The sequence below is a fragment of the Leptothrix cholodnii SP-6 genome (genome assembly GCF_000019785.1).
Classification (GTDB): Bacteria; Pseudomonadota; Gammaproteobacteria; order Burkholderiales; family Burkholderiaceae_C; genus Sphaerotilus; species Sphaerotilus cholodnii.
This window is the reverse complement of sequence record NC_010524.1, coordinates 940,526-959,103: the sequence shown is the minus strand read 5'-3', so window position 1 is coordinate 959,103 and position 18,578 is coordinate 940,526. Positions and strand designations below refer to the sequence as shown.

The 18,578-nt window shown below is 65.3% G+C and carries 19 protein-coding genes; 7 read left to right on the top strand and 12 right to left on the bottom strand.

The features are described 5' to 3' along the window. Positions 1 to 31: 31 nt before the first annotated feature. From dalD to LCHO_RS04445, 6 genes are all read right to left on the bottom strand, one after another. Positions 32 to 1,435 (bottom strand): D-arabinitol 4-dehydrogenase, encoded by a 1,404-nt coding sequence (dalD, locus tag LCHO_RS04470; RefSeq protein ID WP_012345928.1) that lies wholly within the window; start codon positions 1,433 to 1,435, stop codon positions 32 to 34. A 30-nt stretch (positions 1,436 to 1,465) separates the two neighbouring features. Further along, a complete protein-coding gene (locus tag LCHO_RS04465; protein WP_012345927.1) occupies positions 1,466 to 3,106 on the bottom strand; it encodes a dihydroxyacetone kinase subunit DhaK in 1,641 nt (546 codons plus the stop codon). Positions 3,107 to 3,135: 29 nt separating this feature from the next. Beyond that, positions 3,136 to 4,209, bottom strand: coding sequence for an ABC transporter ATP-binding protein (locus tag LCHO_RS04460; protein WP_012345926.1), 1,074 nt, complete (start codon positions 4,207 to 4,209; stop codon positions 3,136 to 3,138). 18 nt (positions 4,210 to 4,227) lie between these two features. Beyond that, the gene (locus LCHO_RS04455) at positions 4,228 to 5,058 is read right to left on the bottom strand and encodes a carbohydrate ABC transporter permease (RefSeq protein WP_012345925.1); all 831 of its coding nucleotides are present in this window, start codon (positions 5,056 to 5,058) and stop codon (positions 4,228 to 4,230) included. Beyond that, on the bottom strand, positions 5,055 to 5,897 hold the full coding sequence (locus LCHO_RS04450; protein ID WP_012345924.1) for a carbohydrate ABC transporter permease: 843 nt from the start codon (positions 5,895 to 5,897) through the stop codon (positions 5,055 to 5,057). The genes LCHO_RS04455 and LCHO_RS04450 overlap by 4 nt, the downstream gene beginning before the upstream one ends. A 117-nt stretch (positions 5,898 to 6,014) precedes the next feature. Next, the gene (locus LCHO_RS04445; protein ID WP_012345923.1) at positions 6,015 to 7,322 is read right to left on the bottom strand and encodes an ABC transporter substrate-binding protein; all 1,308 of its coding nucleotides are present in this window, start codon (positions 7,320 to 7,322) and stop codon (positions 6,015 to 6,017) included. Here LCHO_RS04445 and LCHO_RS23865 point away from each other — a divergent pair. After that, positions 7,210 to 7,437 (top strand): hypothetical protein, encoded by a 228-nt coding sequence (locus LCHO_RS23865; protein WP_223210582.1) that lies wholly within the window; start codon positions 7,210 to 7,212, stop codon positions 7,435 to 7,437. The two genes, LCHO_RS04445 and LCHO_RS23865, sit on opposite strands and share 113 nt — an antisense overlap. 97 nt (positions 7,438 to 7,534) lie before the next feature. Here LCHO_RS23865 and LCHO_RS23620 read toward each other — a convergent pair whose 3' ends face one another. Then, complete coding sequence (locus LCHO_RS23620) at positions 7,535 to 7,696, bottom strand: hypothetical protein (RefSeq protein WP_012345922.1); 162 nt, start codon at positions 7,694 to 7,696, stop codon at positions 7,535 to 7,537. Between the two features lie 163 nt (positions 7,697 to 7,859). Then, entirely contained in the window at positions 7,860 to 8,621 is a 762-nt protein-coding gene (locus LCHO_RS04440) for a GntR family transcriptional regulator (RefSeq protein ID WP_012345921.1), read from the bottom strand. A 283-nt stretch (positions 8,622 to 8,904) separates the two neighbouring features. Here LCHO_RS04440 and LCHO_RS04435 point away from each other — a divergent pair, with 283 nt between their 5' ends. The 3 genes from LCHO_RS04435 (at position 8,905) to LCHO_RS04425 (ending at position 12,195) form a co-directional block, all read left to right on the top strand. Next, positions 8,905 to 9,681 carry a class I fructose-bisphosphate aldolase gene (locus LCHO_RS04435; protein WP_223210505.1) on the top strand — a complete coding sequence of 259 codons (777 nt, stop codon included), beginning with the start codon at positions 8,905 to 8,907 and terminating at the stop codon, positions 9,679 to 9,681. 65 nt (positions 9,682 to 9,746) lie between these two features. Beyond that, on the top strand, positions 9,747 to 10,748 hold the full coding sequence (locus LCHO_RS04430; RefSeq protein WP_012345919.1) for a zinc-dependent alcohol dehydrogenase: 1,002 nt from the start codon (positions 9,747 to 9,749) through the stop codon (positions 10,746 to 10,748). A gap of 22 nt (positions 10,749 to 10,770) precedes the next feature. After that, complete coding sequence (locus LCHO_RS04425; RefSeq protein ID WP_012345918.1) at positions 10,771 to 12,195, top strand: FGGY-family carbohydrate kinase; 1,425 nt, start codon at positions 10,771 to 10,773, stop codon at positions 12,193 to 12,195. Between the two features lie 370 nt (positions 12,196 to 12,565). Here LCHO_RS04425 and LCHO_RS04420 read toward each other — a convergent pair whose 3' ends face one another. Then, positions 12,566 to 13,591 (bottom strand): IS30 family transposase, encoded by a 1,026-nt coding sequence (locus tag LCHO_RS04420; RefSeq protein WP_043703846.1) that lies wholly within the window; start codon positions 13,589 to 13,591, stop codon positions 12,566 to 12,568. Positions 13,592 to 13,713: 122 nt separating this feature from the next. On the opposite strand from LCHO_RS04420, the gene LCHO_RS22625 reads away from it, so the two are divergent. Further along, positions 13,714 to 13,941, top strand: coding sequence for a helix-turn-helix transcriptional regulator (locus LCHO_RS22625; protein ID WP_012345916.1), 228 nt, complete (start codon positions 13,714 to 13,716; stop codon positions 13,939 to 13,941). A gap of 22 nt (positions 13,942 to 13,963) precedes the next feature. Here LCHO_RS22625 and LCHO_RS04410 read toward each other — a convergent pair whose 3' ends face one another. Further along, on the bottom strand, positions 13,964 to 14,236 hold the full coding sequence (locus tag LCHO_RS04410; RefSeq protein WP_190274834.1) for a hypothetical protein: 273 nt from the start codon (positions 14,234 to 14,236) through the stop codon (positions 13,964 to 13,966). A gap of 489 nt (positions 14,237 to 14,725) precedes the next feature. Here LCHO_RS04410 and LCHO_RS04405 point away from each other — a divergent pair, with 489 nt between their 5' ends. After that, the gene (locus LCHO_RS04405) at positions 14,726 to 15,580 is read left to right on the top strand and encodes an HTH-type transcriptional regulator ArgP (protein WP_012345914.1); all 855 of its coding nucleotides are present in this window, start codon (positions 14,726 to 14,728) and stop codon (positions 15,578 to 15,580) included. A gap of 68 nt (positions 15,581 to 15,648) precedes the next feature. Here the strand turns inward: LCHO_RS04405 and LCHO_RS04400 are convergent, their stop codons facing one another. Continuing rightward, positions 15,649 to 16,899 (bottom strand): SLC5/6 family protein, encoded by a 1,251-nt coding sequence (locus LCHO_RS04400; RefSeq protein WP_012345913.1) that lies wholly within the window; start codon positions 16,897 to 16,899, stop codon positions 15,649 to 15,651. Then, a complete protein-coding gene (locus tag LCHO_RS04395) occupies positions 16,896 to 17,840 on the bottom strand; it encodes a fatty acid desaturase family protein (protein WP_012345912.1) in 945 nt (314 codons plus the stop codon). The genes LCHO_RS04400 and LCHO_RS04395 overlap by 4 nt, the downstream gene beginning before the upstream one ends. A 308-nt stretch (positions 17,841 to 18,148) precedes the next feature. On the opposite strand from LCHO_RS04395, the gene LCHO_RS04390 reads away from it, so the two are divergent. Beyond that, entirely contained in the window at positions 18,149 to 18,574 is a 426-nt protein-coding gene (locus LCHO_RS04390; RefSeq protein WP_012345911.1) for an ACT domain-containing protein, read from the top strand. The last annotated feature ends 4 nt before the right edge of the window (positions 18,575 to 18,578 follow it).

Below are 18,578 nucleotides of genomic sequence, written 5' to 3'. Positions count from 1 at the left end.
CACCGAACGCGCGCCCACGGGCCCTGCTCGCTCAACGCCGCGTGGCGTGGATGAAGCGTTCGACCCTGGCGCTGGCTGCCCGCACGGCATCGACCAGCCGCGCATCGCCGGCCAGATTTCCCCACAGCGGCAGGTCGGCGCAGAAGGCCGCGACCGGATCGACCGCGTCGCAGATGGCGTGCGCCACAGCGGGGTCCATCGCCTGGTCCTGGTAGGTGTAGGCGATGCCGCCGCGGTGCCATACCTGCAGATAGGCGAGGAACAGCGCCGGCAGCATCGCCACGCTGTCGATGGACTCATTGCGCGCAAGGCGCTCGCGGAACGTCGGCGCGATGAAGCCGGGAATCTTGCTGAAGCCGTCCATCGCGACGCGTTGATTGGTATCGGCAATCGCGGTGTTGGCGAAGCGGTCGAGCACCACGTCACGGTAGGTGGCGAGGTCCAGTGGGCTCGGACTGAGCACCGGGATCACGTCGTCGGTGACGTAGTCGTAGGCGAACTGGTGGATCACCGGGTCCAGCGTGCCCTCGTGGATGTAGGTGTAGCCAACCAGCGTACCCGCCCAGGCGATGCAGCTGTGCGGCGCGTTGAGCAGGCGGATCTTGGCTTCTTCGTAGGCCTGCACCGACTGCACCATCTCGCCGCCGACGTTTTCCCAGGTCGGGCGACCGGCAATGAAGTGATCCTCGATGACCCATTGGATGAAGCTCTCGCCCATCAGCGCGGCCGGGTCGTCGATGCCGGTGGCAGCGAACACGCGTTCGCGCACCGCCGGTGTCGGCCGTGGCGTGATGCGATCGACCATCGCGTTCGGGCTGGTCGTGTGGGACTCGACCCAGACCGCGAGTTCGCCGTCACCGAGTTGCGCGATGTACTGCAGCAGGCCGCTGCGCGAGCGCTCGCCGTTGTGGCGCAGGTTGTCGCAGTTCATCAACGTGACCGGGCCGGCGCCCGCGTCCTTGCGGGCGCGCAGCACGGCGGTCAGCGCGCCGTAGATGGTCCAGGCGCGCGATCTGTCGGCCGGTGCTCCGCTGCGCAGCGCGTCGAGGTCGGCACGCAGATCGGCGAAGGTGGCCAGATCCAGCTGGTTCTTCGCGTCGAGGTAGTAGCCCGCCTCCGTCACCGTGAACGATATGATCTTCGTGGCCGGGTCCGCGCCCGCTGCCAACAGCCCGGCCAGGTCGGGCGTGTAGCCGATGACCCGCTGGATCGATGTGATTCGCTGGTATGCGTGCTCGCCCTGCGGCGAGATGGTCTCCAGCGTGTAGGCCCCGCCGCTGGCCTGCAGTGCCGCAATGGTCTCCGCCATGTCCGGGCGAATGTGGCCGCCGGCCAGCACCCAGCGCATGTCGCCGCGCTCGTGCAGTGCCTGCAGATAGACGGCCTGGTGGGCGCGGTGGAAGGAGCCCAGGCCGAGGTGGAGGATGACGTTCATGATCTACCCATGTCCAGCGACGGGAACTCGTCAGAGTCCAAACGAACGAGGAACCAGGGCCTCGAAAACACGGGCCACCGCTTCGGCACCCGGGTCGACGTGACCGACCAGACGATCGGCGCTGACATAGCTCGCTCGACCCGACCGGGCCCGGCTCATCGCAGCGGTCGCTGCGGCCCCTTGTCTCGCTGCAACCGCCGCGACATCGACGCCAGAGCCCAGCACCGCCAAGGCCGGGGCCAGCGCATCGACCATCGTGCGGTCGCCCAGACGGGCTCCACCGATCTGCTGCAGGCGTGCCAGACCGGCCTGGAGCGACTTCTGCAGGCCGGCGCCCTGCCGGGCGGCATCGCCAGCCGCTGCGAAGAAGATCGCCAGCAGCACGCCCGAGGAGCCGCCCATCACCTGCGACAGCGTCATGCCGATGCTGCCCAGCAGGGCCGGCAGGTCGTCCAGCGGCAGACGGTCGATGTCGGCGGCGATCCGCCGCGCGGCGCCGCCCAGCGTCGAGCCGGTATCGCCATCGCCGGACTTCGCGTCCAGCGCGTTGAGATCGGACGTCGCACGGACCAGAGCGTCACAGACCTGGTCGATCACGGCCCGCACCGCGCCGTTCTCCGAAGGGGTCGGCACCGGCAGCTGCAGGCCCTCGGGCATCGGGACCGTGCGACCCGGCACGACCGCCGACACGCCGGGCCAGGCCATGACATCGACCGGCCGGGCCAGCGCCTGCAGGTCAGCAGCGCAAGCCGGCAGCAGCGACAGCGAGAAGCCGCGCATGTCCAGCGAGGTCATCAGCGCCGCCGGACCGACCAGGTGGCTCACCCGATGACCCAGCTCGGAACGGGTGATCTCGTGGGCCAGCACGGCCATCTCCAGCGCCGAGGTGCCGCCGAGGTTGTTCAGCAGCAGGATCTGCGGGCCGGCCTGCACATGCGGCAGCAGTCGGGCCAGCATGGCTTCGATCGCGCCGCGCGCATGGACATGCTCGACCTGCTCGACGCCGGGTTCGCCGTGGAGGCCTAGCCCCAGTTCGGCCTTGCCGGCGGGGATGCGCTCCTCCTTCTCCGAACCCGGCACGCGGCAGGTGTCCAGCGACATGCCGATGCTGACCGTGCCCGCGATGACGCGCTGCGCCGCCTCGGTCACGCTGGCCAGGTCGGCGCCCTGCTCGGCGAGCGCACCGGCGATCTTGTGCACGAACAGCGTGCCGGCCAGGCCGCGGGCCTGCGGCAACTCGGGCAGCGCGATGTCGTCGTCGACCACGACCAAGCTGACCCGCTTGCCCAGCACACGGGCACGCTCGGCGGCCAGGCCGAAGTTGAGCCGGTCGCCGGTGTAGTTCTTGACGATGAGCAGGCAGCCGGCCTCGCCGGTGACGGCCAGGATGCCCGCCAGCACCGCGTCGACCGACGGCGAGGCGAAGACCTCGCCGCAGACCGCGGCCGTCAGCATGCCTCGGCCAACGAAGCCGGCGTGGGCAGGCTCATGGCCTGAGCCACCACCGGAGACCAGCGCGACGCGACTGCGGTCCCAGTCCGAACGGACCACGACCTTGATGTCCGGGAAGCCGTCGAGCCGGGCCAGCCGGCCACCCGAGATGCGCACGAGACCTTCGATCGCCTCGACGACGATGTCTTCGCGGGCGTTGATGAACTGGGACTGGGACATGGTTTGCTCCGCAGGGGTGGGTGCCACGCTCAGGCCAGGGCCTTGCCGTCGGCGTCGAACAGCAGTGCCCCGCCAGCCTCCAGGCCGAGCCGCACCGTGTCGCCTGCACGGAGCGAGGCCTGGGCCTCCAGCTTGACCGTCAGGCGCGTGGCGGCGCCGATGTCGACGTAGCAGAGGGTCTCGCCGCCGAGGTGCTCCACCACCGCGACCGCACCTGCGATCGGGCCGGCTGGATCGAGCACGAAGCGCTCGGGACGCACGCCCAGCGTGAGGCTGCGGCCCTGGGTCAGGCCGGCATGGGCCGGCAGCGCAAGCATCGTGGCCTCGCCGATGCGCACGCGGGCACCGGTCTCGCCGCGCTCGACCACCTGGGCCGGGATGAGGTTCATCTTCGGCGAGCCGATGAAGCCGGCGACGAAGGTGTTGGTGGGCCGGTTGTACAGTTCCAGCGGCGTGCCCACCTGCTCGATGACACCGTCGCGCAGCACGACGATGCGGTCGGCCAGCGTCATCGCCTCGGTCTGGTCGTGGGTCACGTAGACCATCGTGGCCTTGAGCTTGCGGTGCAGTTCGGCCAGTTCGATGCGCATCTGCACGCGCAGCGAGGCGTCCAGATTCGAGAGCGGCTCGTCGAACAGGAAGATCTTCGGGTGACGCACGATGGCGCGGCCGATCGCGACGCGTTGGCGCTGACCACCTGACAACTGTTTCGGGGTTCTTTCGAGCAAGTGCTCGAGTTGCAGGATCTTGGCCGCCGCAAGAACCTTCTGGTGGCGCTCGTCCTTGGACACCTTGGCCATCTTCAGCGCGAAGCCCATGTTGTCCGCCACGGTCATGTGCGGATAGAGCGCATAACTCTGGAACACCATGGCCAGGCCGCGCGAATCGGCCTCGACGTCGTTCATCAACTCGTTGTCGATGTACAACTCACCCGAGGTGATGTCCTCGAGCCCGGCAATCATCCGCAGCAGAGTGGACTTGCCACAACCGGAGGGGCCGACGAGGACGATGAATTCCTCGGGTTGAACCTGGAGATTGATGCCCTTCATGGCCACCACATCTCCGTATTGCTTGTAGATATTCTTCAGGGCAAGCGCAGTCATTGACTTTCTCCGAAACTTTTATTTCACTGCACCGAAGGTGAGTCCGCGAACGAGTTGTTTTTGCGTGATCCAGCCGAAGATCAGGATCGGCGCGATGGAGGCCAGCGAGGCTGCCGACAACTTCGCCCAGAACTGACCTTCGGAGTTGGCGAACGATGCGATGGCAAGTGCCAATGTTCCGGAATTGGTTGCCGTGATGTTGATGCTCCAGAAGGCCTCGTTCCACGCCAGGATCATGCCGAGAAGGCCGGTCGAGGCGATACCCGGCAAGGTCAGAGGAATCAGCAGGTACCACAGCTGCCGCAGCGGCCGGGCACCATCCATGCGCGCCGCCTCGAGGATTTCGGCAGGCACCTCCTTGAAATAGGAGTACAGCATCCACACGATCAGTGGCAGATTGCTGAGGCAGGTGATCACTACCAGCGCGAGCCGGGTGTCGATCAGGTCGAGCGCGACCAGGATGAGATAGATCGGAATCAGTGCACCCACCGCGGGCATGAAGCGGATTGACAGCATCCACAGCATCAGCGTGCGGGTGAGCTTGTTGGCGTGGAATGCCATCACGTAAGCCGCCGGCGCGGCCAGCGCGATCGCGATCAGCGTGGACGAGAACGACACCACGATGCTGTTCCAAGCATGGTGAAAGTAGTTCACCCGCTCGCTCATCGCAACGAAGTTCTCGAGCGTGGGCTCGAAGAGGAACTTCGGCGGGATGGCGGCTGCATCCTGTTCCGTCTTGAACGCTGCCAGCGCCATCCAGAACACCGGGAAGGACATGACGATGCCGACGAGCCAGCCGAGGACGGTCCGCAGGGGATCGCGCTTTTCGCGCGTTGAACCGGGCTTCATAGGTGCTCCGAGATCCGCTTGATGAAGAAGTACGCGACCACGTTGGCGATCAGGATCGCGAACAGGCCCGCCGCCGAGGCGAGACCCACGTCGAATCCTTGCAGTGCGCGCGAGAAGATGTAGAACGGCATGTTGGTCGTGGCAGTCCCCGGCCCGCCCATCGTCGTGACGTAGATCTCGGCGTAGGTGGACAGGAAGAAGATCGTCTCCAGCATCACCAGCACCGAGATCGGTCGCTTCAGATGCGGGAACACCACGTGGATGAAGCGCGAGACGGCCTTGGCGCCGTCCAGGCGCGCAGCCTCGATCTGTTCACGGTCGAGCGACTGCATGGCGGTCAGCAGAATCAGCGTCGCGAACGGGGTCCAGATCCACGACACGATGATGATGACGGCCACCATCGGATGGCTGGAGAACCAGTCGATCGGTTGCATGCCGAAGAGTTTTTCCACCCATGCAAGCAGGCCCCAGACCGGATGGAAGAAGAGGTTCTTCCACACCAGCGCGGCAACCGTCGGCATGACGAAGAAAGGCGTGATCACAAGCAACCGCGCGATGCTGCGCCCGGGAAACGGCCCGTCGTAGAGCACAGCGAAGGCCATGCCGAGGCACACGGTGATGAGAAGCGGCCCGAAGATCAGCAGCAAGGTGTTCCACACGACGATCGGGATGTCCGGGTCGGTGAACAGATACTCGAAGTTCGACAGCCCGCCAAATTGCGCGGGCGGGGACTGGAGGTTGTAGTTCTGCAGCGAATACCAGATGGTCATCACCAGCGGGACGATCATCCAGACCAGCAATACGCTGACCGACGGCAGCAGCAGTGGCCAGCGCTTCATCCCTCGGTTCTTGTTCCGGATACTTGAGTGATTGACGACCGATGCTGACATCGCGTGTCCCATTTGAGTTGAGGCAGCCCCGGGCCGGTGATGGACCGACCCGGGTGATGGCCTGGTTTACTTGATGTAGCCGGCCTTCTTCATGACCTTGTCGGAGTTGGCCGCGGCGGCGTCGAGCGCCGCCTTCACGGTCGACTTGCCCGTCAAAGCTCCGGCGATCTGCTGGCCCAGGTAGTTGTTCACCGCCTGCATCTCCGGAATGATCGCGAAGTTGATGCCGACATAAGGCTTCGGCACGGCCGTGTTGTCGACCAGGCTGGCGCTCTGTATGGCCTTCAGCGTGGGCAGTGCAAACGGTGCGGCCTTGAGGTAGTTCGGGTTCTCATAGGTCGACTTGCGCGTTCCCGGCGGAATGGTCACCCAACCCTCCTTCTCGCCGATCATGTTGATGTATTCCTTCGATGTTGCCCACTCGATGAACTTGCGCGCTTCGTCGCCGTTCTTCGAAGACGCGGGAATGCCGAGCGACCACGCCCACAGCCAGGCGCCGCCCTTGTTCCACGTCTCGACCGGGTTCTGGGCGAAGCCCAGCTTGTCGGACACCTTGGAGCGCTTCGGGTCGAACAGCAGGCCGGCGGCGACGGTGGCGTCGTTCCACATCGCGCATTTGCCTTCTGCGAGCAGGTTCAGGTTCTCGTTGAAGCCGTTGCCGACGACGCCGGGCGGGCCGTACTTGTTCGCCAGGTCAACGTAGAAGCTGATGGCGTTGTTCCAGGCCTTGCTGTTGACGGCCGAGGTCCAGTTCATGTTGAACTGCGTGCCACCGAAAACGTTGCCCACGAGGCCGAGCAGCGCCATGTTCTCGCCCCAGCCGGGAAGGCCGCGGATGCAGATGCCGTGCACGCCCGCCTGCTTGTTGTCGAGCTTCTTGGCGAATTCACCGATCTGGGTCCAGGTCGGGTTCTCCGGCATCTTCAGGCCGGCCGCTTCGAACAGATCCTTGCGATAGAAGGTCATCGAGCTCTCGGCGTAGAAGGGCACCGAGTACATCTTTCCCTTGTACGAGAGCGCGTCGCGAACACTTGGCAGGATGTCATCGGCGTCGTACTTCGGCGAGAACTTGTCGAACGGCTGCAGCCAGCCCTGCTTGCCCCAGATCGGGGTTTCATACAGGCCGATGGTGATGATGTCGAACTGGCCACCCTTGGTGGCGATGTCGGTCGTGACACGCTGACGCAGCGTGTTCTCGTCCAGCACCAGCCACTTGAGCTGCACGCCGGTTTCCTTCTCGTACTGCGCCGAGTACTTCTGCATGACCACCATGTCCGGGTTGTTCACCGTCGCGATGGTCAGGGTCGTCGCAGCCTGGGCGCCGCCGATCGAAAGCAAGGCTGCAGCCGAGATGATTGCGAGTTTGTTCTTCATGAGCGATATCTCCTTCATTCCTCTGGTGGTGGATGAACGGTCAGGGGGCCTGGATCACTTTCGAGCCGATCCAGATGTGGCTCTCAGGGACACGCGCTGGTTTCAGGAGGCGTGACACTGTCGGGTATGACCGAATGAAATGGACGCACCGCTCCCTGCCTCGATGACGCGAGGCTGGGATTCAGCGATGGAAATCGGCGCGCCCGGTTCAGTCAGTCGGCAAACGGTTCGGCTCGAGTCGGTCGCGAAAGCCGCTCAGCGGCAACTGCCTCGTAGCCGCCGAGGCAGCCGAGGATCAGGGCCTGCTCGGTCGACACGTCGATCGCGACGCGGTGACTGAGCAGCGTGTGCCGCAGGTGGGTATCGATGGACATCTCTTGCCTTTCGCAGGGGGGGCGTCTCCGGTCAGGAAACGCTGCAGCAAGGTCACTGCACAGGTACGCAGCGTACGCTATGTACGTACAACAGGTACAAGGGCTTTCCCTGCCTCGGGTCATACCTGTCGCTGTCCTGGGGAGCAGCGGTCCGCTGGAAGGCTCAGGCTGCCTGAGCCTCGACCGTCACCTTGACGATGTCGTTGCGCAACCACGACGTGTAGAAGTCGAGTGGCTTGTTGTCGCGGTCCCAGGAAACAGACGTCACCAGCAGCAGGGGGTGACCGGTCTGGACACCGAGGAGCGTTGCGAGGACCTCGTCCGCCGCCACGGCCTCCACCGTCCGGCGTGCGCGGACGGTCGCATATCCCGCCGACTGCAGCGTCCGGTTCAGCGAGCCGACACCCGTGATCACCTCGCTGGCACGCAGGACGGCCTCGACCTCGGGAAGCAGGTAGTTGATCGAATAGAGCGCCAGCTTGCCGTCCAGGCTGCGCACGCGAGCGAGCTTGAAGCCCGCCGAGGCCGGTGGCAGTTCCAGCGCGGCGGCGGCCGCGTCGGGCAGAACGCAGCGTGTCGCCTCCAGCACCCGCGTCTCGACACTGTGGTGCTGGTCGACCTCCACCTCGAAGAATCCTTGTGTCCCCTGCAGCCGCCATCCCGGATCGATACGCTCGGCCACGAACGCACCCCGACGTGGCACCAGCTTAATGCGCCCTTGGTCCAGCAGATGGCGCAACGTCTCGCGCACGGTCGAGCGCGCCAGCCCGTAGTCGGTACAGAGCTCGGTCTCGCCGGGCAGGCGATCGCCCGGCCCGTAGCTGCCGGCGTCGATCGACTGTTCCAGCAAGCGCGCGAGTTGAAGGTAGTAAGGCACCTCGGACGTGCGGTCGATGGATCCCAGACCCTGCGTCGTTTCGTTCATGGCAGCCAGCTGTTGGTGCGGAAGACAGGCGACGAGTGTACGTACAGTACTGGCAAGCGGTGGACTCCATCTGTTTCGCCCAGCCTCTCCGCAACGTTCGGAGGTGTCTGGTCGGCCCCTGAAAAGTGCACTAGGGTTTGTGCGGGTGCCTGCTCCACGATCCATCCCCTAGGATCATGTACATCTTGTACGTACAAGGCGTACGAATCAAGATCCACCAACCCTCGCAGCCGTTTCCAGGGGAACCGGCCGCTTCACTCCCCAGAAGGAATCCCAGATGTCGATGGAATACCGTCTTCGCCGCGTCCTCCCCAGCAGCCGCGTGGCCATCATCATGCCGGTCGACCACGGCCTGATCTTCGACCGCATCGATGGCCTGGAGACCCCGTCGGCACCCATCACCGCCTGGGGCGAGAACGATGTCACCGGCTTCATGATGACGCCCGGCCAGGTGCGCCAGACCGAGCGCTACTTCGCCGCCCACCCGCACCTGACGCGGGTCCTGACGATCGACACCTACTACGACTACCGCGAGCAGGACGGCAAGGGCTCGCACGGCCTGATCACGACCGTGGAAGACGCGGTCCGCCTGGGTGTCGACGCGGTCAAGATGCTGTTTCCCTGGAACATGTCCAACGAGGAACGCGTGGCCATGTGCAACCGCGTCGGCGCCGTCGTGCGAGAGTGCGAGAACTGGGGCATCCCGCTGGTGCTGGAGCCGGTGCTGATCGGCGCACCTCGCAGCGACGAAGTCATCGTCGCCGAGGAAAAGATCGCCCGCATCGCCTACGACCTGGGCGCGCACATCATCAAGATCGCCTTCCCCGGCGAGGAGCGCACCAGGCGCCTGGTCGCGGAACTGAAGGTGCCGCTGGTCATCGCCGGCGGCCCGCTCGCCGGCACGCCGTCGGACACCGTCGACGCGGTCGCGCAGACCATCCGCTCGGGCGCCCGCGGCGTCATCGTCGGCCGCAACATCTGGCAGCGCGAGCGTGCGGCCGGTGAGCAGGTGCTGGCCGAGGTCGCGGCCATCACACGCCAGTACCAGTTCCAGGACTGAACCGAAGATCGCGCCTGACCGGGCCCCGCCCTCGCGGGGTCCTCACACCCAACAAAGGAACAAGCATGCGTGCAGTGCGTATCGGTCTCGACCGGCTCATCGAGGTGGTCGACGTCTCCGAACCCCGCCTCGACAGCGGCCACGTGATCCTGCGGCCGGTCGCCTGCGGCATCTGCGGCACCGACCTGCACATCTGCCAGCACGGCTTTCCGGGCACGCAATACCCGGTGACGCCCGGCCACGAGTTCGCCGGCCATGTCGTCTCGGTCGGCAAGGACGTGACCGGCCTGAAGGAAGGCGACTTCGTCGCGGTCAACCCGAACGTGTCCTGCGGCCACTGCGAATGGTGCCTGGAGAACAAGCCGCACCTCTGCAACGCCCTGACGCCGATCGGCGTGGGCTGCGCCGGCGCGGCGGCCGAACTGGTGGCAGTCCCGGCGAAGAACGCCTTCCAGGTCCGCGAGAGCATCGGCCACGGCGAGGCGGCGCTGATCGAGCCGCTGGCCTGCGCGCTGCATGCGGTCGAATCGGCTGGTGGCGCAAACGGCGTCAAGGATCGGCGCATCCTGGTCCTCGGGGCTGGCACGATGGGCCTGCTGATCACCATCATCTGCCGCCACTTCGGCGCGGCGGAGATCACAGTGGTCGATCCGAATCCGGGCAAGCACGCCATGGCCCTGTCCGTCGGCGTCGACCGGGCTCTGACCCCTGGCCAGCTCGGCGATGGCGAACGCTTCGAGGTCATCTTCGAAGCCGCCGGTGCGATCCCGGCGCTGCGCCAGGCGCTGCGTCACATCCGCAAGACCGGGCTTCTGGTGCAGGTCGGCGTGCACGAGGTGGCGACCAAGGTGGACGTGCTGCCCTTCACCATCTACGACCATGAGCTGCGCATCGTCGGGTCGAACTCGCTGGCCAACCAGTTCCCGGCAGCCGTCGACCTGATGCACGACGTGGCAGGCCAGGCTGCCAAGCTCATCGGCGACACCTACTCCGTCTGGGACTTCAAGACGGCGGTGCAGGCGATGGCCGGCGGTACCGCCATCAAGACCCAGTTGCGCTTCGACTGACACGCAGATCCAGGACCACCTGATGAGCCTACGCCTGACTTGCGGGATCGACATCGGATCGACCAACGTCAAGGTCCTGCTGATCGACGACGAGGCGCGCACGCGCTGGAGTCGCAGCATCCCGGTGCCGCGAGTCGAGCAGGACGGCCGACCATCGACCGATGCCGGCAGCCTCGTCCGCACGATCGAGCAGCTGATCATCGAGGGCTGGCGTGCGACGGGAAGCACCGATCCCATCGCGGCGATCTCCTCGACCGGCGTCGGCGAGGACGGCCTGCCGGTCGGTGCGGACCTGCAGCCGCTCGATCTGGCCCTGCCTTGGTTCGACCGTCGGGCCGAGGACGACGCCCGCTGGCTGCGCAGTCACCTGGACCAGCAGGTCCGGGCCGGCGTGCCGTTGGACGGCACCCGCACGGCGGCCAAGTGGCACTGGCTGCGCCAACATCGACCAGAGGTGATGACAAGGGCCGCCACCTGGATCGCACTCACCGACTACCCGCTGGCCTGGTGGACACGGTCGCCGTTCATGAGCATGACGCTGGCGGCCCGGACCGGCTGCTACGACGTGTTCGAGCGCTGCTGGCTGCCAAGCCATCTCGAAATGACTGGGGCACCCGCACTGCCTCCGGTCGTCCCGGCCGGCACTGTCATCGGCAACGTGGTCCGAGGCCCCCTGCTCGACAGCGGTGCGGCCTCGACGTCCACCCGGGTCGTGAGCGGCGGACACGATCACCCGATAGCCGCCTCTGTGGTGCGCCGGATCGACCCCGACGCCTGGGTCGATTCGCTCGGAACCGCCAACCTCGTCTACGGCGAGGCAGTGGCCATCGAGCCGCGCACAGATCCCTACGTCGCCTTCTCCGTTCCAGCGCTGGGCAACCCCGGCATCGCCTGCCTGGGCGTTTTCGAGTTCAGCGCCGCCCTCGAACCCCTGCGCGCCCGGGACCAGGGCGTGGCACTCAAGGAATTTCTCGCATCGCAGGAAGCTCCAGGTCACCCCGGCTCCATCTCGGCGATCCTTCGTTCGTTGGAACGAGCTCTCGGCATGGCTCCAGCAGGCGAGGCGTTCCCTCCGGAACTGGACACGCGCACGGTACTGGAGGCAAGTTGCTTCTACGCCCGCCGCACGCTTGCTTGCGCACGATCGGTCGGGCCAGAAGGCAATCGCCTGTACGCCGTCGGCGGTTGGGCTCGCTCGAAAGCATTGCTCCAACTCCGAGCCAGCGTGCTGGGCGAGGCCCTGCACACGATAGACGAAGCGGAGCTCACGGCGCTGGGCGCTGCCCTCATCGCCTTGACCGCATCCGACCCAGGACGTCGAGATTCGGTCCAGCGCGCCACCAGCGTGGTCTTTCCTCACAAGGACTGGGAATCTCGTTATGAAGCGATGTATTCGGAGCTTCTGCGCTTGTTCGAAGGGTGGGAACGCGTTCGGTGCGCCAACTGACGTCCGATAGATTTCTTGTGTCGTTTTGCTCGCGCGGCCTTGGCGATGGATTCGCCAGCGGTCAATCCCGGGCGCAGCCGGGGATGGTCTGAAGAACTGACGTCAAGCTCCTGATGACACGCCAGCAGCACCTCACGTGTTGGCGCAGACCGAAAACTGGCTCTGACGCACTTTATGTGACAACGTTCAGGCCTTGGCGAGCACCCGAATCGCCTGCTCGTAGTGCTCGGCGATCAGGTCGTACAGATCTTCGTCGGTGCTACCCGACGTCCCAGACTCTGCCATCGCGGAATCGAGCCGGGTGCCGCTCACCGGTGCCTCCCAACAGATCAGTACCTGGCGGTTTCAAGTCCCAAGTGCAACACCCGGGTCAATGAATAGAAGAATCGGGTTGATCGAGCTTTTTCAACACGGCTGCGAATACCTCCAGGGGCGAATGGAAGTTGTGCGTCGCGCGGGGCCGGTTGTTGAGGCTGTCAGCAATGGCATCAAGCGCATCCTGCGTATGGACCGACAGATCGGTGCCCTTGGGCAGGTACTGGCGCAGCAGCCCGTTGGTGTTCTCGCAGGTGCCGCGCTGCCAGGGGCTGTGCGGATCACAGAAGTAGACCTTCACGCCGGTCGCGGCGGCCAACGCCTGGTGGCGGCTCATCTCCCGGCCCTGGTCGTAGGTCAGACTCTGGCGCATCGGCGCGGTGATCGAATTGAGCTTGGCAGCAAAGCCCGCCAGCGCTGAAGCGGCCGTCGCATCGTCCATCTTGGCCAGCAAGACCAGACGGCTGGTGCGCTCTACGAGCACGCCCACCGAGGACTGATTGCCCGCGCCCTTGATGAGGTCGCCCTCCCAGTGACCGGGCAGGAGTCGATCCTCGACCTCAGGCGGACGCACGTGGATGCTCACCATCTCGGGGATCTGGCCGCGCCGATCCTGGCCCCGCGTGCGTGGCAGGCGTGTACTGTGGCCCTGGCGCAGGCAGGCGATGAGTTGGCGACGCAACTCACCGCGGGGTTGCGCGTAGATGGCCGTGTAGATGGTTTCGTGGGACACGCGACGTTCGGGCTCTTGGGGGAACACGCGCTCGAGCGTAGCGGCGATCTGCTGGGGCGACCACTTCCAGCCCAGCAGGATCTGCACGACGCTCCACATCACACTGCGCGGATCGAGTTTGGCCATCGGTCGACTGGCCTGGCGGCGCGCGGTGCGCATCGATTGCGCGGGCACACTCGCATACCCGCCCGCAGTGCTGACGTTGCGGCGCAGTTCGCGACTGACCGTGCTCGCCGGCCGCCCCAGCGCACGCGCCATGGCGCGAATGCTGCACCCCTGCTGTTTCATGCTCGCCAGCGTCATGCGCTCTTCGGGTTGAAGTTGTCTGTACGTCGATCTGTCTTGCATCTGGGCACCTTACCGGAGGCAAGGTGTTGCACTTCAGATTTGAGGCCGCCCCTCGATTCATCGCGCAATACAGTCGTGTTCACCGACAGAATCGATCCATCCCGACGCACTGGAGACGCATCATGCGAGGTGCCACCAATTCGATGACGATTGCTCAGGCCACGGAATTCGCCGTGTTCCTGCGCATCGGTGCCGTCACAAAGCTCACTGGTCTCGGCCGTTCGACAATCTACCGCCTCATGGCCGAAGCCAAGTTTCCGACGCCGGTGCGACTCTCGAGTCGTGCGATCGCGTGGCGTCGTGCCGACCTCGACCGGTGGAGTGCTGAACGACCGCCGGCCTCTCATTGAATCGAGAAGTCAGCTCAGCCTGTCAGGTGCGGGCCAATGTCAATTGGATGAACCAGCTGACCAGAAGCAGTCCACCCAGAACCTTGCCCCAGCGCCAGGTGGTGAAGGTGTAGTCCGAATTGTCGAACGTAGCACGCCACAGTCGCGACACGGCACACATGGCGAGCACGGCCATGAAGACGGACCGCGTCACGCCCATCGGCACCTCGACACGCATCAGCACCACCAACCAGACGGCGGGCCAGACCAACGCATCAATGGCCGCGAGCAAGCGTCGGCCGGGCCAATACGGCATCTCCGAGCGCACCCGACGAGATATTAGAAGCCACATGGTCCGTTCTCCATCCAGGCAGTCGAAAGCGCCACAGGCATAGACCGATGTGCACCATCACCAGTAAACCATTCTCGAATGCGCAATAGAACACGCATGGAAACAGTATGTGACGAACAACGCGCGGCATCGTCGACGCAGAATCGATGCGACGGCAATGGCAGCAGCACTCACACCTGAAGTGAATGAATTGATGAATACAGCAAAATTCATCGACTATGCATCTAGGCAATTCTGCGGCAAGGCCGTCGGTCCGTGCTTGGTCGCAATGTAACGAGAAATTGATAAATCCAACCGTGTCGCCGCAGTGGATTTGCTGCATCCAATCGTAACTCGCGAACGTAACTGACACTGACTCTGCGATAGGCGGTCAACGAAGATTGACCCGATACCTCTGAATCGAATGCGGTAACCACCCCCAGTTACCGAAGGGCAGGCGAGGAAACCAGATTGATGCTCGATCGTGACCAGTTGGAAACCTTTGCGACCGTGGCAGAGGAACAGAGCTTCGAGCGAGCCGCGTTGAAGCTCAACATCACCCGAGGCGCGGTGTCACAGCGAATCAAGGCCCTGGAGGAATCGCTGGCGACCGTCCTGCTGGTGCGCGAACGACCGGTGTCGCCCACATCCGCCGGCGAGATCCTGCTGCGACACGTCAAGGCCATGCGCATGATGGAAGGCGCCGCCTTGAATGAACTGATGCCCACAGCTCGGCCTCATGCCCCAGTGGCATTGGCGATCGCAGTCAATGCCGATTCGCTGGCCACCTGGTTCCCGCGGGTGCTGCAGCAAATCCTGCTCAATCGCCAGACCGCCATCGAAGTGATCAGCGACGACCAGGACCACACCGCATCCCGACTCTCGCGCGGCGAGGTGATCGGTTGCATCTCGACCGACGAGCGACCGGCGGTCGGCTTCCTGGCGGAACCTCTGGGAGCGATGACCTACCGGTGCTGCGCAACACCGGCCTTCGTGGCCGATCATTTCCCGAACGGCATCACCGTCCCTGGCGTGCTGATGGCCACCGCGGTGCTGTTCAACCGCAAGGACTCGCTGCACCATGGATTCCTCACGAGCGTGTTCGGTTTCGCGATCGACCGCTACGCGAAGCACTACCTGCCCTCACCCGCAGCGCTGCTGGACGCCATCACCATCGGTGCCGGCTACGGGCTGGTGCCCAACGCGCAGTGCGAGCCGTTGATCGCTGACGGGAAACTGCAGGATCTGGCACCGGAGCATGCGGTCAACGTAGCGCTCTACTGGCATCACTGGGAGCTCGAGCCGACGCTCGCCCACGACATCACCTAGCGCATCGTCGAGGTCGCGCGAGCCCATCTGAAGCAGGCTCCGGCACCCGGTGGCATTACCGACCTCGATCAGTCAGCCCGCAGCTTCGACCCTCGTGTCGAAGACGACCGAGACCAGGACGCGGCAGCCAGCGCCGATCCGACCAGTCCTCCGGACAGCGACACCAGATCGGCGTCCCCGAATTCGAGGCCACACCAGGACGCCGCGTAGATCGAAGCCGACGCGGCAAAGCCCGCGCCCATCGTCGCCAGCGCACGACTTGGGGCCAGCGGCTTGCCGATGAAAACGGCACCTGCACAGACCGCCACGCTCGCGAGGTAGACCATGTTGACCGACACCATGGTGTCGACGATGGCCTGCCCTCGCCCGGCAATGACTGCGCCCAGAAACAGGGCCAGCACCGAGGTGCCGCGCCGCCGTGGCAGCGCTGACGCAAGGGCGCTCGACATGGCACGAAGGATCGCGGCCCCAGAGCCAAGTGCTGCCGTAGACAGCGCGGCAAGAAGAATCGTCTCCGCTCCTGACCCCAACGACCGCGCCGCCCGCGCCAGCAGTCGCGGCACGACCTGCTGCCCTTCGCCAGGTCCGAGCGCCGGCACAGCACCGACCATCGCCACGACCACCGCTGGCGGCAGCAAGGCCAGGCCGACCAGCAACACCGCCGCCAGCACACAGCCCCGGCTCGCCGACGTGGAATCGCGTGCAGCCTGGACGAACTGGTGGTAGTCGCTGCCGGCGACGGCCATCAGCCCGACGCCCAGCGTCACCGCGATCAGGCGGGCCACGCCATACGACGGCAGATCAGATGCAAAGGCCGGCAAGGCGTGCAGGTACAGCGCAAGACCATCGGCGCGGACCAGTGCCCAGACAAGCACCACCCCGCTGAGGAGCAGGCAACTCGCGAACAACCGGGCCGCCAGGCCCAGATCGAGCCGCGCGGCACCGAAGATCAGCAGAAGAACCACAACCTGTGCGACGGTCGTGTCCAGTCTGATCAGCCGCGCGACCGCGATGCCGCCCTGGATCTGCGCCGCCAGCACACCGGCCATCCAGACCACCGACAGCAACGCGATGCCCTTCATCACCGTCGGCCCGTAGGCCTGCCCGAGTACGTCCCAGATCGGCACCCCCAGTGACCACAGCGACCTGGCAAGCAGGGCCAGGATGAGCATGCCGGCGGCTGTGGCCACGCCATAGAGGCCTCCGGCCATGCCGTGCGACAGCGCCAGTTCACCGGACCCGAACAGGAAGCCGATGCCGTAGCTGGCCGACACCAGCAGTGTCGCGACCTGCAGGCCGCCCAGCGTGCGTGTGCTCATCGATTCGTGTCCGATTGCCAGGCGTGAACCACCGCACGCGGGCCGGTGAAGTAGGCATCGCACACCTGCCCTCGGGCATGCACGATGGGCAACCGATTCAGCAGCCGATGCGCCTGCGGCAAGCGGTAGTAGGGAACGGCCGGCAGCAGGTGGTGAGTCAGGTGGTAGCCGTTGTTGCGGGGATGGATGCAGGCCCGCAGCAGCCCATGGCAGGCCACATCACGCGTGAACGAGAACACCCCACCCGGCACCAGTCCGTGGTGGTCGCACATCTCGCGAAAGGTCGTGATCAGGTGGAACGTCGTCGCCCGAGCCACCAGCCACAGGCCGACGAAGTGCGCCGTGAAGGATGCACCGGCCGCCAGGACCATGAGACCGAGTGCCACCGCCCACCAGACCACGATGTACGAGCGACCGGCTCCGGAAACCTCCGCGTGGACCAGATGCCCCCACAAGGAGCCCCGCCACGCAGAGCCACTGCCCGCGCATGCCAGGAAGCGCGAGAGCCAGTGCTTCGGCATCGCCGCCGGGGGCACCAGGAAGTCCGGATCCGCATCGGCCCGACCCAGCCACTGGTGATGCCGGAAGTGCGTCGTCCGGTAGAGGCTCAGGCTCGCAAACAGCAACGGGGCAAGCAGCCAGCGCGCGATCCCGTCATTGACCCATCGGCGTGAGCACAGGTTGCGATGCCCGGCATCGTGCAGGAGGTTGCCCAAGGCGCGCTGCCGGTTGCCCAACAGCAGGATCGCCAGAGGGGCCCATCCGAGCCCCCATTCGATGACCACAACCACCGAGGACCCGACGAGGGCCAGATCGATCAGGAGGTCGATGATCGAGCGCCACGGGTCGAGTTGCAGCAGCGCCCGATGGGGCGAGCCGCTCTCGTGCAACTGCGCGCGCAGCGCAGCCAGGTCCGAGGTGATGTCCGAAGGCGTGGCCATCGAAGTCTCCTTCCCAGTCGGCAGGCAGCAGCGATGAGGGCACCAATGGCTCGTCGTGCATGACGGTGCCAAGCGGTGTCACGGTGGCTTGCAAGGTATCAGCCAACGCGCGACGCTCGACAGTGTTTAGGAATTTTGCCGTCGGGCCATTTGGCCTAAACCTGCTCGATCCGGGGGAGTGTCAAGGGTCAGGAATCCCGCCACCATCGCGGCGCACAAGACCTTGGATCGACCGGCGAATGCAGGTAACCTTGCTCGAAATGCGAAAGTCAGACGACAGCACGACACGCACCACAGGACACCCCACGATGAGCGGCGAATGCGACCTCGAGCGACTGGTGCGCCACTTGGCGCCCAAGCTGCATGCAGACCACTACGTCTACTGCAGCTTCGCAGACCACCGCCTGCCGGACGGCCTGCAGCCGCTGTGCACCTTCCGGGAAGCCGAGGGACTGACGGCCATCGTCGAACGAACGCAGGCCGAGTCCGCGCGGGTGCCATTCGTGTTCGAGGCCCGGCTCATCACGCTGACCGTCCACTCCTCGCTCGAAGCCATCGGCCTACTGGCGACGGTCGCTTCGAAACTGGCCGCCGCCGGCATCCCGTGCAACGCCATCGCGGCCTACCACCACGACCACATCCTCGTGCCGGTGGCCCAGGCCCAGCAGGCTCTTGCGGTGCTGCAGCGGATCGCGACAGGCTCAGTCCATGAGCCATCGCCAAACACTGTTTAGCGCA

Coding starts and splice junctions, on each gene's coding strand:
- dalD (WP_012345928.1), bottom strand. CDS start 1,435: ATGAACGTCATCCTCCACCTCGGCCTGGGCTCCTTCCACCGCGCCCAC.
- LCHO_RS04465 (WP_012345927.1), bottom strand. CDS start 3,106: ATGTCCCAGTCCCAGTTCATCAACGCCCGCGAAGACATCGTCGTCGAG.
- LCHO_RS04460 (WP_012345926.1), bottom strand. CDS start 4,209: ATGACTGCGCTTGCCCTGAAGAATATCTACAAGCAATACGGAGATGTG.
- LCHO_RS04455 (WP_012345925.1), bottom strand. CDS start 5,058: ATGAAGCCCGGTTCAACGCGCGAAAAGCGCGATCCCCTGCGGACCGTC.
- LCHO_RS04450 (WP_012345924.1), bottom strand. CDS start 5,897: ATGAAGCGCTGGCCACTGCTGCTGCCGTCGGTCAGCGTATTGCTGGTC.
- LCHO_RS23865 (WP_223210582.1), top strand. CDS start 7,210: ATGACCACCATGTCCGGGTTGTTCACCGTCGCGATGGTCAGGGTCGTC.
- LCHO_RS04445 (WP_012345923.1), bottom strand. CDS start 7,322: ATGAAGAACAAACTCGCAATCATCTCGGCTGCAGCCTTGCTTTCGATC.
- LCHO_RS23620 (WP_012345922.1), bottom strand. CDS start 7,696: ATGTCCATCGATACCCACCTGCGGCACACGCTGCTCAGTCACCGCGTC.
- LCHO_RS04440 (WP_012345921.1), bottom strand. CDS start 8,621: ATGAACGAAACGACGCAGGGTCTGGGATCCATCGACCGCACGTCCGAG.
- LCHO_RS04435 (WP_223210505.1), top strand. CDS start 8,905: ATGGAATACCGTCTTCGCCGCGTCCTCCCCAGCAGCCGCGTGGCCATC.
- LCHO_RS04430 (WP_012345919.1), top strand. CDS start 9,747: ATGCGTGCAGTGCGTATCGGTCTCGACCGGCTCATCGAGGTGGTCGAC.
- LCHO_RS04425 (WP_012345918.1), top strand. CDS start 10,771: ATGAGCCTACGCCTGACTTGCGGGATCGACATCGGATCGACCAACGTC.
- LCHO_RS04420 (WP_043703846.1), bottom strand. CDS start 13,591: ATGCAAGACAGATCGACGTACAGACAACTTCAACCCGAAGAGCGCATG.
- LCHO_RS22625 (WP_012345916.1), top strand. CDS start 13,714: ATGCGAGGTGCCACCAATTCGATGACGATTGCTCAGGCCACGGAATTC.
- LCHO_RS04410 (WP_190274834.1), bottom strand. CDS start 14,236: ATGCCGTATTGGCCCGGCCGACGCTTGCTCGCGGCCATTGATGCGTTG.
- LCHO_RS04405 (WP_012345914.1), top strand. CDS start 14,726: ATGCTCGATCGTGACCAGTTGGAAACCTTTGCGACCGTGGCAGAGGAA.
- LCHO_RS04400 (WP_012345913.1), bottom strand. CDS start 16,899: ATGAGCACACGCACGCTGGGCGGCCTGCAGGTCGCGACACTGCTGGTG.
- LCHO_RS04395 (WP_012345912.1), bottom strand. CDS start 17,840: ATGGCCACGCCTTCGGACATCACCTCGGACCTGGCTGCGCTGCGCGCG.
- LCHO_RS04390 (WP_012345911.1), top strand. CDS start 18,149: ATGAGCGGCGAATGCGACCTCGAGCGACTGGTGCGCCACTTGGCGCCC.